Source organism: Spongiibacter thalassae, from assembly GCF_012272835.1.
Lineage (GTDB): Bacteria > Pseudomonadota > Gammaproteobacteria > Pseudomonadales > Spongiibacteraceae > Spongiibacter > Spongiibacter thalassae.
The window spans coordinates 315,381-328,002 of record NZ_JAAWWK010000005.1 but is presented as its reverse complement, the minus strand read 5'-3'; the positions used below and the strand labels follow the sequence as shown (position 1 = coordinate 328,002).

General features: G+C 51.2%; 13 protein-coding genes and 1 pseudogene. 4 read left to right on the top strand and 10 right to left on the bottom strand.

Annotation, left to right across the window (positions count from 1 at the left end):
- Window positions 1-49: 49 nt before the first annotated feature.
- The 8 genes from HCU74_RS14810 to HCU74_RS14775 form a co-directional block, all read right to left on the bottom strand.
- On the bottom strand, window positions 50-1,315 hold the full coding sequence (locus HCU74_RS14810) for an MFS transporter (protein WP_168451193.1): 1,266 nt from the start codon (window positions 1,313-1,315) through the stop codon (window positions 50-52).
- Window positions 1,316-1,396: 81 nt separating this feature from the next.
- The gene (locus HCU74_RS14805; protein WP_168451192.1) at window positions 1,397-2,230 is read right to left on the bottom strand and encodes a fumarylacetoacetate hydrolase family protein; all 834 of its coding nucleotides are present in this window, start codon (window positions 2,228-2,230) and stop codon (window positions 1,397-1,399) included.
- Between the two features lies 1 nt (window position 2,231).
- The gene (locus HCU74_RS14800) at window positions 2,232-3,083 is read right to left on the bottom strand and encodes an alpha/beta hydrolase (protein WP_168451191.1); all 852 of its coding nucleotides are present in this window, start codon (window positions 3,081-3,083) and stop codon (window positions 2,232-2,234) included.
- Window positions 3,084-3,138: 55 nt separating this feature from the next.
- Window positions 3,139-4,293, bottom strand: a complete 1,155-nt coding sequence (locus HCU74_RS14795) for a CoA transferase (RefSeq protein ID WP_168451190.1) — start codon at window positions 4,291-4,293, stop codon at window positions 3,139-3,141.
- Window positions 4,294-4,295: 2 nt separating this feature from the next.
- Entirely contained in the window at window positions 4,296-4,805 is a 510-nt protein-coding gene (locus HCU74_RS14790; RefSeq protein ID WP_168451189.1) for a MaoC family dehydratase, read from the bottom strand.
- 2 nt (window positions 4,806-4,807) lie between these two features.
- A complete protein-coding gene (locus HCU74_RS14785; protein WP_168451188.1) occupies window positions 4,808-5,692 on the bottom strand; it encodes an HpcH/HpaI aldolase/citrate lyase family protein in 885 nt (294 codons plus the stop codon).
- A 25-nt stretch (window positions 5,693-5,717) separates the two neighbouring features.
- Window positions 5,718-6,821: a homogentisate 1,2-dioxygenase gene (locus HCU74_RS14780; RefSeq protein WP_168451187.1), complete on the bottom strand. Its 1,104-nt coding sequence runs from the start codon at window positions 6,819-6,821 to the stop codon at window positions 5,718-5,720.
- Window positions 6,822-7,226: 405 nt separating this feature from the next.
- Entirely contained in the window at window positions 7,227-7,880 is a 654-nt protein-coding gene (locus tag HCU74_RS14775) for a TetR/AcrR family transcriptional regulator (RefSeq protein WP_168451186.1), read from the bottom strand.
- Between the two features lie 571 nt (window positions 7,881-8,451).
- On the opposite strand from HCU74_RS14775, the gene HCU74_RS14770 reads away from it, so the two are divergent.
- Window positions 8,452-8,646: a hypothetical protein gene (locus HCU74_RS14770; RefSeq protein WP_168451185.1), complete on the top strand. Its 195-nt coding sequence runs from the start codon at window positions 8,452-8,454 to the stop codon at window positions 8,644-8,646.
- A 46-nt stretch (window positions 8,647-8,692) separates the two neighbouring features.
- On the opposite strand, the gene HCU74_RS14765 is transcribed toward HCU74_RS14770, so the two are convergent.
- Window positions 8,693-9,952 (bottom strand): type II toxin-antitoxin system HipA family toxin, encoded by a 1,260-nt coding sequence (locus HCU74_RS14765; protein ID WP_168451184.1) that lies wholly within the window; start codon window positions 9,950-9,952, stop codon window positions 8,693-8,695.
- Window positions 9,942-10,280: a helix-turn-helix domain-containing protein gene (locus HCU74_RS14760; protein WP_168451183.1), complete on the bottom strand. Its 339-nt coding sequence runs from the start codon at window positions 10,278-10,280 to the stop codon at window positions 9,942-9,944. Before HCU74_RS14760 ends, HCU74_RS14765 begins: the two co-directional genes overlap by 11 nt.
- A 615-nt stretch (window positions 10,281-10,895) precedes the next feature.
- Between HCU74_RS14760 and HCU74_RS20470 the strand changes: the two are divergent.
- The 3 genes and pseudogenes from HCU74_RS20470 to HCU74_RS19840 form a co-directional block, all read left to right on the top strand.
- Window positions 10,896-11,276 (top strand): annotated as a pseudogene (locus tag HCU74_RS20470) (recombinase family protein); the annotation flags it as partial.
- A gap of 95 nt (window positions 11,277-11,371) precedes the next feature.
- Entirely contained in the window at window positions 11,372-11,977 is a 606-nt protein-coding gene (locus HCU74_RS19845; RefSeq protein ID WP_210425302.1) for a recombinase family protein, read from the top strand.
- 20 nt (window positions 11,978-11,997) lie between these two features.
- Complete coding sequence (locus HCU74_RS19840; RefSeq protein WP_210425301.1) at window positions 11,998-12,567, top strand: hypothetical protein; 570 nt, start codon at window positions 11,998-12,000, stop codon at window positions 12,565-12,567.
- Window positions 12,568-12,622: the final 55 nt, after the last annotated feature.

Sequence of the window (12,622 nt, the reverse complement as noted above, 5' to 3'; positions counted from 1 at the left end):
TTATAAGCGCCCTCTGTGTATATACCTATCCTCTTAAAAATTTGACACTTTAAGGCAGAGCGCTCGATATTTTTCCGTCAGATGATACGGCAGGTGACCTCAAAGTCCCGGCTAGAGAGCCTATCAATAGTGCAGAGACGAACACCCCAACCGCCGTAGAATAGAGAACAAGGTCAAAATTGCCGTAACGGTCGTACGTCGCACCAAACAGCATCGGACCAAAAGCCGAGGATAAATACAATATCCCCATTACCGCACCAAACACTTTCACGTATTGCTTATGCCCAAATATGCGGGTCACCAGGTAGGACAACACATCAAACTCCACACCGGTTCCGAAACCGGCCAAAGCGATGGCAACCAACGCCACAGACAGTGTTAAATCTTGTTGCAACAACATCAACAGCGCGACAGAGAGAGATAAAATCAGCACCCCTCCTACGATCCCAGGGTTGAATTTGTCCAGCAATACACCACCAACAATTCGACCGACGATAACAAATAGACCAAAGGACGATGCCGCCGTGACCACAACCTCTGGGCTAGCGCCGCCAGTCGCTAAAATAAGCTCCATGTTGGTAATCAATCCGGGAACAGCAAACCCAATCGGCAAGTAAGCCGCGGCTAATACCCAAAAGCGCCAGTTTTTCAGAAATTGTCGTTGAGCCGCGGCGGAATTATCAGCTGCATCACCGGAGTCGGCAGCGCCGTCCTTCGATCCAGCCTGCTCAATGTCTGATGCCGGCTCTTTAAACCATGCAAATATCAGAGGGAGTACGATTATCAAAGGAATAATACCCAGGCCAATATAAGCGCCACGCCACCCATAACCTTCAATAAGCGCAGCGGCAATCGGTTTTACCAGGGCCCCGCCCAGTCCGGTCCCTAACAGGGTAAGCCCAAGGGCCAGCCCGAGCCTTTTATCGAACCACGATGTGACCATTTTCGTCCACGTAATCGGCAGAGTACCTGCATAACTCACCGCGGTTAGAAACGCGAATAAATAAAAATACTTGATGTCACTGGGCAGTAGTGCGTGCAGACTGACAAACACTGAAGACAAAAACATGGAGGCGAGCGTGACGGCGCGAACGCCAAATCTGGCGGTAAGCTGCACGACGACAGGCAAACTTAGCACAACGGTAGATATTGAAATAAGGGATGCGAACTGAATAGAGCCATGTGACCAGCCATATTCTTCCGACAATGCCGGTGCCAACGCACCTATTGAGTAGAGCAGTACATTGGAGCCACAAAAAGCGATACCCAGCATGGAAGTGAGTACAATTTTCCAGCCGATTTTAAATTCGTTCATATTTCACTACCTATGTACAGCCCAGATGAAGCTGCGCTGGCAAAACCGCGGGAATACTTTACCCACGGTTTTATTATTATATTAAACGATGGTTTGTTTCTGTTGACCTAACCCTTCAATACTCAATTCCATGGTATCCCCTGGCTTCAGATAAACAGGCGGCTTCATACCCAGCGCGACTCCTGCAGGTGTACCGCTGGCGATTAAGTCACCTGGCTGCAAAGTCATAAAACGGCTTATGTAGGAGATTAACTCGGGTACACCAAATATCATGTCTCGTGTATTGGCTGTCTGGCGAAGTTCGCCATTAACGGTGAGCTGCAAATCCAAATTGGAGATATCCTTAACCTCATCGGGGGTAACCAACCAAGGACCACAAGGGCCGAATGTATCGCAGCTCTTACCCTTCAACCATTGCCCTGTGCCTTCTAGCTGGAACGCGCGCTCTGATACATCATTAAAAACGCAATAACCACCAATATGGGCAGCTGCATTTTCTACTGATACGTTTTTTGCGGTCTTCCCGATAACAACGCCTAGCTCGACTTCATAATCCAGCTTTTCCCCCCCGACCGGCATCTCCACATTGTCGAACGCGCCACATAGAGATGTGCTCGCCTTCATGAACAATACCGGCTCCTTTGGAGCCACGAATCCAGATTCAGAGGCATGGTCTACATAATTCAAGCCCACACATATAATCTTTCCGACTCCGGAGATACATGACCCAAACCGATCACCGTCAAGCCTGGGAAAATCGTCGAGATTCATAGCACTCAATTCGGCTAACGACTGCGAAGACAGCGCCGTCCCATCGATATCATCGACGATAGAGCTTATGTCTCTAATATTGCCCTCAGCATCGATGATCCCCGGGCGTTCGGCTCCGACCTTTCCTACTCGAACCAGTTTCATACTATTGCCCCACCTGCGATCTTATCCAGCTGTCCACAATCTCAATATATTCATCCGTGTGGTAGAGCATTAGCTGGTGAGAACCGCCCTCAACAACAACCAGTTCCTTTGGCCCGCCAATAGCATCAAAACAAGCCTCCATATACCGCGCGTTGGTAAATGGATCTTCTGATCCATAGCTGAGCAACACTGGCTTGGTATTTTCTGCAGCCGGACGCGGCGCCTGGTAGGTTCCATAGCTGGTAATACTTGCTATACCATAGCTCCAAACACGCAGGTCATCTTCCTGCTTTTTTGCCAAAATATTTGGATCGTTAGACGCGTAGTTTTTGTTCCAATCAACTGCGGTAGAGAGATCAATACGCTCACTATCGCCTACCGCTTCCGCGAATTTCCGCACGTTCTCATCCTGAAACTTGGAAAATTGCTCAAACAGCGGATCGCCTTCAATGGGAGGCACTTCGGTCAGAACGATGTTCATACAGACTGCGCCGCTAATGGCACGCGAAAAGTCCAGGGAATGGAACGCTGCCGCACTACCTTGACTAGAGCCCAATACAAATACAGGTTTTTTATATTTTTCCACCAACGCCGTGGCAGCAATATCGATATCTTCCAGCCACTCCGTAAAGCGGAAGTTACCGCGCTGGCCATCCCGGCAACGTGCCAAGCCATGCCCGGGGAGGTCTATCGATACGATACGAACCCCGCGCTCTGACAAAGGCTCGCAAAAAACATCGTAGGTTCCGCCATGCCCACCGATTCCATGGACGATCAACAAGGTGTAAGGAGCTTCCCCACTCGAGTCATATTCGTAGCCATGGACAGCCCCAACTTGAAAATCAGATCTCATATCAATGCCTTTGTCTTCTGCATAGCCTTATAAACGACAATGCCGGGCATACGCCCTATTTATCTTTTAGAATCTGGTCGGTATGTTCACCCAGTCGAGGCAGCTTTCGCTCTTTGCCTGCCGGCGCCAGCGGGAAGCGGATCAACGGAAGTTTGCCGTGCTCGGAGTCGGTCTCGACAAACATTTGCCGCGATAACGCTTGTGGATGCTTGATTACATCCGACATCGTGTTGACGTCACCGTAGGGAATACCCGCCTTGTCGAGCTTTTCCTTCCATATATGGCTTGGCTGAGAGGCCATAACCTCTTCAACTGCGGCCTCTGCCTGCGGACGATTTGACCGGCGAGAGGCGATCGTCGCCATTACGGGATCAGTAATCCACTCCGGCTTGTCGACTACCTGCTCACAGAAACGCTGCCAGCTTTTGTCGTCGGCGACTACCAGTGACACATAGCGGCCATCTGAAGCCAGATAAGGCCCGTAGGGCACAATGTACTGATGCCTCATACCAGACATAGGGGGCTCTGCCCCACTGTGCCATGCATGATGTGGAAAATAGCCTAGCCAGGGCAGCGCTGAATCGAACATGGAGACGTCGAGATAGGCGCCCTTGCCGGTATTTTTCCGCTGATACAATGCCATCATAATCCCCATGATGGCATTGGAGCCCGCAATCAGATCGGTTATAGGAAGCCCGACCTTTGCAGGCTGACCTGGATATCCGTTGCTCAGCAGCATGCCGGTTTCACCCTGCATGGTCAGGTCATAGGCCTTAACATCCCGATAGGGACCATCTTGCCCATAACCAGAAAGGCTCGCATAAACCAGCTCCGGCTGGTCGGAAAGATCATCCACCCCCAGGCCGATACGACTCGCTGCTCCCGGGCCGAGATTTTCAACAAAAACGTCGGCATCACGAATCAGATCCCGCAAGGCCTTACGGCCTTCCTCTGATTTAACATCCAACTCAACGCTCTTTTTACCCGCATTGACCCAGACGAACCCGGTCGACAATCCGTGAACCGCAGAGTCCCAGCCTCGTACAACATCACCTGTACCGACTCGCTCAATTTTAATGACTTCCGCGCCCATCTCTGCGAGAACGAAAGTGCAGTAAGGCATCGACACGGCTTGCTCAAGCGCGACAACCGTCACGCCTTCAAGCGGCTGCCCAAGTGCTTGCCTGCCGACGTTTTCGTGATTAGCCACTGTTACTCAGCTCTCTCTGGGAAAATGGACGCTGCTGGCGCATGCGCTTTTTTCCAAACCATCACCGAACGAGCGTAGTCGATGACCACCTTGCCGTCCTGATTGATGCCACGGGTACACACCTTCACAACACCTTGATGCGGGCGAGACTTGCTTTCACGAATCTCCAACACCTCGGTTTCGGCATAAATGGTATCGCCGGGGAAAACCGGGTTCGGAAGCTTGATATAGTCCCAGCCGAGTGCAAAGCCGTGCTCACTGACATCGGCAACAGCCAGTCCTGCGACAACAGACAGGGTCAGGGCACTGTTTACCAGCGGCGCGCCGAACTCGGTTTGCTTGGCGTAATGGTCGTTAAAATGAATCTGATTGGTGTTGTTGGTGATCATCGTAAACTGAATGTTATCAGTCATCGTGATAGTACGACCGAGACGGCAACGATAAATATCTCCCACGGAGAAATCTTCAAAATAACGCCCAACCCAACCCTCTACGACTCTTGTTTCACTCATTTTTAACGCTCTCCAATTTCTTTAAGAATGCGCTCTGCGCGCATTAATATAGGCAGATCGACCAACTGCCCACCGTGTGCAACAGAGGCATCGCCTCTCGCTTTGGCTTCATCGAAGGCTTTGACAAGCCCTCTTGCATATTCGATTTCTTCAGGTTGTGGCGAGAACACGTCGTTAATCATGTCAACCTGACGGGGGTTGAACGTGGACTTGGACGTAAAGCCAAGACGACGAGCCTGCCAGATGTCCTTGAGACAACCCTCTTCGTTGCTCAGATCCGGAAAAACACCATCGATAGACAAAACGCCCGCCGCTGCCGCAGCAACAATAATGACGTTGCGGGGGTGCAATAGCTCTGCTGCCTCCTCCACGCGATTTGCTCCAAGCCCCAACTCCAGTGCGTAGTCTTCTGCGCCAAAGATAAGCCCGCAAACACGCGGGTCAGCCGCAGCAATATCAGCTGCAGCGAGAAGACCTTTAGGGCTTTCAATTGCAGCAACGATACGCACAGTGCCAGGCTTCATGCCTCGCTCTTTTTCCCGCTGGGCGATTGATTCCGCACCGGCGCGAAGCTCATCCACAGAGTTCACCTTGGTCATGCAAACGCCTTCAAGACCTGGGCGAACGACGGCATCAAGGTCACCTTCAAACCAGGGCGTCGTTTGTGCATTCAAGCGAACAAAGCGACGAGGGCCCGACCATTCTTTTTCCAAAACCGGAATAACCATCTCCCGCGCTCTCTCTTTTTCCTCAGGAAGAACACCATCTTCCAGGTCAAAAAAAGCGACATCCAATGGAAGGGTTTCGGTTTTTTCCAGAAAGCGTTGTTTGTTGCCCGGAACAAACATAAAGGAGCGCGCTCTCTCAAGCTGTCTTTGTGCCATCATTAATTCCTCTAGGTTTTATTTAATCTTAATATTTGGCAACCATTGCCAGGTACGCCGGTGTCGGCGTAACCCGCTTGTACGGATCAATACTCACCGCATCAAACGTACGCTCCAGCTTGCCGCCCTCTGCTTCTATCTGCTTCCGGAACATCTCAAACATATCTCGATGCTCTCCCAGGGGGCCGTGTGTCACTGCCTGTGGCATATGCCACAACTCAGGCGCTTCCACACCAGCGAACAACGAACGAATCATCAGCACCTCTTCCATGTCCAGATTGCGGTGACGACTGGGAAGCTCTTCTGCCTCTACATCGCTAACACCGGACATGGGACGGAAGGCCACACAGAAGAAACTTGCGGACTCAAAAATGCACCAGGAAGACGGAGCAATATGCATCCGCTCAGCACTGATGTGTCGAATATCTTTTTCGCTCAACCGGAACGGGAATAAATCACCTTTCCAGCCAATGACATCGAAGGGCAAATCGTCAAAGAACCAAGAGGTTAGCTCCTCGCCTTGCTTCAGCTTCAGCTCCCACTCATCCTGCTCGGGCCAATCGTAGGCCTGCACTTCGGGAATACCCAAAACGCCGCTGTCAAATGGCGTGTGACGCCCCAGCATGGCATGCTCTGCGATGCCGATAGGAGCCATTGATTCCACAACCAAAGCCACTGTTAGCGACGAAGGCATCTGACGGTAGCTGATACCTTTTGGTATATAGAGGTAGTCCCCTCCTGAATACTCCAGAGGCCCGAATTCTGTGGCCAAAGTGCCGCTACCGGACTGCACATAAATCAAGGTATCAGCGTCGATGTTGCGCAACAGGAACGGCATTTCTGCCACTCGACGGCTCAGGGAAATACTCAATTCCGGGTTATGCAGCATGAGCGTGGGCAGACCTGCCTCACTTTCTTCGTCAAGCTGGTCAAAATGCTCAACCTTTGCCATTCGAACAGCCAGGGATCCCTCTACTCGGGTGGGCGCTTTGGCAGGTTTCTCGTGATAGATCATGGAAGCGGGACCAAAGAACCCCTCCCGACTAATATGCTCCTCGTGCATTTCACGCACTCCGACGCGAGCCTGAGGAACATATACCCCACTGGATGCCTGGATCCACGAATTCTTCATAATCTACTCCTGTTTTTATCAGCTAGCGCCCTGACTCAGACAGGGTTCCCCCCCAAGACAAGTACACTAGTGCATCCACATATCTTTGCACTAGTGCAGATGCAAGTCAAGAGGGATGTAGTTACAACGAAATCAGGGCAAAACAGATTGAGCCATACAGCTCAAGGCCGTATGACTCAATATCAGAGGGAAGAGCGAATAGCAGAAAATTTTGGAGAGCGAGATCTGGATAGATTCAGGGGCAGGCCGGGCGGCTTACCGGCAGCACAGCGACAAGGCGACACTCCGCAGCCACGGACAGGCTGGGTCTTGCAGAATTTACCGGAAACAGGGCATTAACAAGGAATAATAGTCAATAAAAACAATACGATATGAGATTATCGGGCACAGGCCGCAGCATTACTGCTACTTATTTATAAGCGGATAAGCCTCTTCCGCCACTTTATTGGCCACCCTCTCTACCTTTCGTAGCGTTGCTACAATAGACTCACCCTTTAGTAGGCCGCCGGCAAACCACTGCTCACTGGCGATTCGAATCATTAACGCAGCCTGGCCCGCCATAATCCTCGCCCGGGTGCTTTTATCTCTACCTGTCAGGCGATTTGATATTTCTTCAGCTATGCGCATTTCCCACTCCCCCATCAGGGACCATTGGCTCGCCTTCATACCCAGCCTCAACTGGCGCACATAGCGACGTCTATTCACATGGCTTGCGAAAAAATTCTGGTTCATATCTTCCATTGCCAGCAACGCTGCCTGAAGAGGCGCCTCGGATTCAGGCCTGTTTCGGAATGCGTTCAAATGATTTTCAGCCATCGTACGAAAATCGAGCATGAGAACATCGGCCTTTCCGGTGAAGTGATTAAAAAAAGTTCGCCTTGAAACGCCAGCCCTCTCAACAATTAGATCTACTGTGGTTGCTTCGTAGCCGCCTCCGTCATAGCCTCCAAGCTCGGAAAACAGCTCATCGGCGGCAACGATCATGGCCTCTCTAGCTTTTGATTTTCGTAGAACATTCCCATTTGGAGCAACGCCGGGTTTCGATGAAGATTTAGCCATTTCCAGGTCCGTCAGTGTCGTCTAAACACGAGATAAAAGAGTGAGGGGGTAAGTCAGCCATGTTACACCGCAAGCGATCAACGATCCAAACGACAGCACATAGCCTTATATCAAACAAAGATTTATGCGATCAGGCTTGCCGATACTTAATCGGTACATTTTAACCATATCTTGAACCAAAAGCAGACGATTCCTCCAGATATAACCCGCCGTAACCCTCCGGCTGCGCACTGGAGAGACTGTGCCAAGTCCTCGGTACTCGATAAGTATGCCAGATTGCCCCTTATTTCTTTTCTTCTTATCCATAACTCTATTCTAGGTTGCATTTGGTTAACGAAGGTTTAACAAGGGTCAGTAATGGATAGCGCAGATTTTCGCAACAGTCCGTTTCATACCTTTTGATCCCGAACGAACCCGCCTCGACCTGCATCAATCTTGGGTAGCAATTCCCGTTTTTCTTTTCCTCTTCCTTTTTTCCTCTGCCTGTCAAAGGCCTTAGCCACTGGATGATGATGTGTGGGCCGGGCGTAAAGGCCTTGGCAGTCAGGGCCTTCAGGAAAAGGAGCCAAAAATGAGAAAGTCCTACACAATCTTTGAACTGCAGTCCTACAGCCTGGGCTCGTTGCAGGCCCTGTTTCGCGCCGAAGCGGACGGGCTGCAAGCTGCAAAAATGGATCAATCCATCGCCACAGCTAACCTTCATGCCATCAGCGGAGTGATAGAAGCAAAGCGGAAAGCACCCGCGCCAAAGCCGCCTGGATTTTGAAAGTAATCAACCTGCTGGCCGCTAGCTAATAAAGCTGGCGGCCTCTTTATCGCTCAATCGCAAATGGGTTTAAAAACTGCCTACCCCAAAAGAGCTTCTTATCGACTTCACTGAGCTCAGCCTCATCGCAGACTTCATCCCAGTGTTTTTCAATAATGGCCTGCTGATGATCAAATAGCGTCGATGCTTCCTCTTCAGATACCAGAAAATTATGAGCGGCTTCCCTGCAGCTTTTAAGCTGACTTAGCCTGTTATCACCGGATATCAGCATGGCTTGTGTCGCTTCATTGCCGGTTCGCCCTTGAGGGCAGATATCGTAGGCAGGAGTTAATGCCAGCCTATGACCATCCCAGAATGCCGCATGGTTGCGGGCATGATCATCGGTGTTACCACACAGGATATTAAAGACCAGACGGGCATACAGCTCTTGAAGCGTATCCTTCGGATCGCTGAACCTGCGGCGAATGATTTCTGCGAGCGTTTCATAGCTTGCATAGCGCGCCATCATGTCATCCAGCCCGAACAGCGTAAGTGCCGAGACCATTGCCTTGCGTGACCATCCGGCCCCCTTGGGCAGCCGGTCAAAGCGCTCAATAAGAAGCACTTCTTTGTTGGCCGCTTTCACCAGTTTTACCGGCGCGACATCAAGCCCCGCAAGCGCGGCAAGCCGCATCGCGATGAACTCTGCTTTTACAACGCTGTAAAGATCAGCACTTGATGAAAACTTGGCAACGTATTTTTTACCCTGGTCCTGTATCAGTGCTTTGGGGCGTGCCCCCCCGATAGAACTGCCATGGAACAGCGCCTGATCGAGCTCGGGCGTGAGGGGCACGCCTTTCTCCACCCGCGCAGCGGACTCAATCAGCTCTTCCATGCTGACGTTATTCGCTGAGCGCGGTACGTATTCTGTAGGAGAGCGCTGAAAATCAAGTGCGCCAATACGGTCGGAGCCGGATTCCAGTAAATAGGTCAGTTCACCCAGTTCGGCAGTATCTGTTCCTGCGCCTTTTAGCCCCAGCTTTTTGTTGATGATTACACGCCGCCCCCATGCATCGGGTGCGGCATCACGGATGCAACCAGGCATGGATAAGCCATCAAGCAAGGGGAGTATTCCCTGCTTTAATGGAAGTTCCGGCTCATAAATGGAAATCGCCGACTTACTATCACGAACCCGCTCAAGATAACTCTTACCGTAGTTGAACAGGACATTACCGTTATCGGCTTCAAGCCGTCCGGCAACGACGGGTTCGGTTTCTTCCGGCAACCATATCCAAACAAAAGCCTCGTTATCAGCACTAGAAGTCATCGCGCACCACCTTTGTGGTTTTGCGGACGGATTTCGGTAGGAGAGCGAGCTTGTCCTTTACCTGGCCAAGCTGTTTTGAGAGTGCGAGCTCATCGGCTTCAAAGAGTGTGACCCCGACAATCGTGGCCACCTCGAATACAACCCCGATTTCGCACTTCATATCTCCCTTTTCGATCCTCTGTAATAGCCCACGGGAAATTCCGGCGCGATCAGCGACCTCCTGTACTGTAAACTTCCGTTCGGTCCGCGCTTCGCGGATCAATAAGCCAAGAAGAGAGACCGCTTCGCGGCTATAGCGAGAATATGTGCGCGTTACTGATTTAGGCATAGACTTACTTTGTTTCGTATATAGCCCATAAGGGCCTATTGTGACTCATATATGAATCACAATAGTGTGCTTTCGCCCACTTAGTCAACTTAAAAATGATCTATAAAAAGAGCATATGACCTTAATATGATCCATATATGGATCATATTTCAAGCAGAAAGCCGGTTGAGCGCCGTCACGTCGCGCATCCATGTGCAATTACCAGGTTTTGTAGCGGTTGTTTATTCGCATCATATTGGGAAATCCATCAAAACGATGGATATTTCAATATGAAACAGAAAACCTGAAAGAATCTTCCCCCTCTCAGACTCTTTTATGAGCCATTTTGATAAGCTGGATTCACCTCCTTGCCAATGCCACTAATTTACGGAGGTCACGATAGAGCGCAGCCCCGACTCGCGATGATGCCGCTAGGCTCGGCTTTGCAGCCATGCCGTAATCTGGCTGCATGGAGCGTTCAAAGAAAAATCAGACAGCGACAGCGCGGCATTCACCGGAGCTGATAGCCCTGGTCAAACTGCTGGCGCGGGCGGCAGCGGAGAGCGATCACAAAGCCTCCGGCGAAGCCCATGATCAATCGTCGCACGAACATCGCCAGAATGGCGAGGAGTCTGTATGACACGCTCACACGCAAATATCGCCATCTACGCGCGTTACTCAACCGATATGCAAAGTCAGGCCTCGATTGAGGATCAGGTTCGCCTTTGTACCGAACGGGCGGAGCGCGAAGGCTGGACTATAGTTCAAATCTATACCGACCACGGCCTGTCCGGGGCAAGCATGATGCGCCCTGGTATTCAAGCGCTCATGCAAGATGCCCAAAGCGGAAAGTTCGATATTGTCCTGGCTGAAGCGCTGGATCGTCTTTCGCGTGATCAAGAGGATATTGCCGGAATTCACAAGCGCCTGAGCTTTGCCAATGTCCAGATGGTCACCCTGTCCGAGGGTGAAATCTCTCATCTTCACACCGGCCTGAAAGGCACGATGAATGCCCTGTTCTTAAAAGACCTTGCCGATAAAACCCGTCGCGGCCTGCGCGGTCGTGTGGAAGCCGGTAGTCCGGCGGCGGTAAATCCTACGGCTATGATGTCGTGCGCAAGTTCGATGGGAACGGCGAGCCGATCAAGGGTGATCGCGAGATCAATCAGGATCAAGCCGAGATCATCAACCAGATATTCCGAGATTACGCGGCGGGCATCTCTCCGAAAGCGATTGCCAAGTCATTGAATGAAAGTGGCATCCCTGGCCCCAGCGGCAAAGGCTGGACCCAAAGTACAATCAACGGCAATCGAGATCGCGGCACGGGTATTCTCAATAACGAGCTTTATATTGGCCGCCTGGTCTGGAATCGCCAGCGCTTTATCAAGGACCCAGACACCGGCAAGCGCGTCCCGCGCCTTAATCCTGAATCCGAATGGATCATTCAGGATGTGCCGGAGCTGGCGATAGTTGATCAAGTGCTTTGGCTTGCTGCCAAAGAGCGTCAGAAGAAGCTGACCAAGACGCGCAAGAAGAATGATGCACTGTGGAACTGCCGTCGCCCGAAATACCTGTTCTCCGGCTTAATGAAGTGCGGGGAGTGGGTGGCTTCTCCAAAATATCCAGTGAGCATTTTGGGTGCTCTACAGCGCGCAATAAGGGAACGTGTTCAAACCGCCGCGCCATCCGTCGCAACCTGCTCGAAGATACCGTGCTGAACGGGCTTCGCCACCACCTAATGGACCCAGAGCTGGCAGCGGTGTTCGCGGAAGAATATACCCGCCATCTGAACAAGCTTCGTATGGGGCGCAATGCGGCTATCAAAAGCCACAATGAAGAACTCGCCCGTAATAACAAGGAACTCGACAAGCTGATCGACGCGATCTGCAATGGCGTACCTGCCGCTCGTGTGAAGGACCGCATGTGGGAGCTGGAAAACCGCAATGAGGAATTGAAAGGCTTGCTCGAAACTACCGTGGAAGAGCCGGTTTACATTCACCCGAACATGGGTAAACGCTACCGCGAGCAGATCGAAAAACTGGTGGCTGTTTTGAACGAGGATGACAAGCGCGCAGAGGCCGCAGAGATCATTCGCGGCCTGGTCGATAAGATCGTACTAAGCCCAGATACTGCTGCTAAGAAAGGTTTGAAAATTGACCTTCACGGAGCCTTGGCAGGCATCCTAAGTCTTGGAAAAGCTTGCAAAAACTCCAAGGACATATCGCCCTCAGAGCTTCAACAAGTAGTGTTGGTAGCGGGGGCAGGAGGTTATGAGAATGATTGTATAAGTACATATTATTTGTACTAAATTGACTTGTTTTGACGTTTTAAGCTGTGATAAGAAGGTTTCAGGGAGTTTTATC

Bases quoted from the DNA above. Each gene is read 5' to 3' on its own strand.
- HCU74_RS14810 (WP_168451193.1), bottom strand. From the start codon at position 1,315: ATGAACGAATTTAAAATCGGCTGGAAAATTGTACTCACTTCCATGCTG.
- HCU74_RS14805 (WP_168451192.1), bottom strand. From the start codon at position 2,230: ATGAAACTGGTTCGAGTAGGAAAGGTCGGAGCCGAACGCCCGGGGATC.
- HCU74_RS14800 (WP_168451191.1), bottom strand. From the start codon at position 3,083: ATGAGATCTGATTTTCAAGTTGGGGCTGTCCATGGCTACGAATATGAC.
- HCU74_RS14790 (WP_168451189.1), bottom strand. From the start codon at position 4,805: ATGAGTGAAACAAGAGTCGTAGAGGGTTGGGTTGGGCGTTATTTTGAA.
- HCU74_RS14785 (WP_168451188.1), bottom strand. From the start codon at position 5,692: ATGATGGCACAAAGACAGCTTGAGAGAGCGCGCTCCTTTATGTTTGTT.
- HCU74_RS14780 (WP_168451187.1), bottom strand. From the start codon at position 6,821: ATGAAGAATTCGTGGATCCAGGCATCCAGTGGGGTATATGTTCCTCAG.
- HCU74_RS14775 (WP_168451186.1), bottom strand. From the start codon at position 7,880: ATGGCTAAATCTTCATCGAAACCCGGCGTTGCTCCAAATGGGAATGTT.
- HCU74_RS14770 (WP_168451185.1), top strand. From the start codon at position 8,452: ATGAGAAAGTCCTACACAATCTTTGAACTGCAGTCCTACAGCCTGGGC.
- HCU74_RS14765 (WP_168451184.1), bottom strand. From the start codon at position 9,952: ATGACTTCTAGTGCTGATAACGAGGCTTTTGTTTGGATATGGTTGCCG.
- HCU74_RS14760 (WP_168451183.1), bottom strand. From the start codon at position 10,280: ATGCCTAAATCAGTAACGCGCACATATTCTCGCTATAGCCGCGAAGCG.
- HCU74_RS19840 (WP_210425301.1), top strand. From the start codon at position 11,998: ATGGACCCAGAGCTGGCAGCGGTGTTCGCGGAAGAATATACCCGCCAT.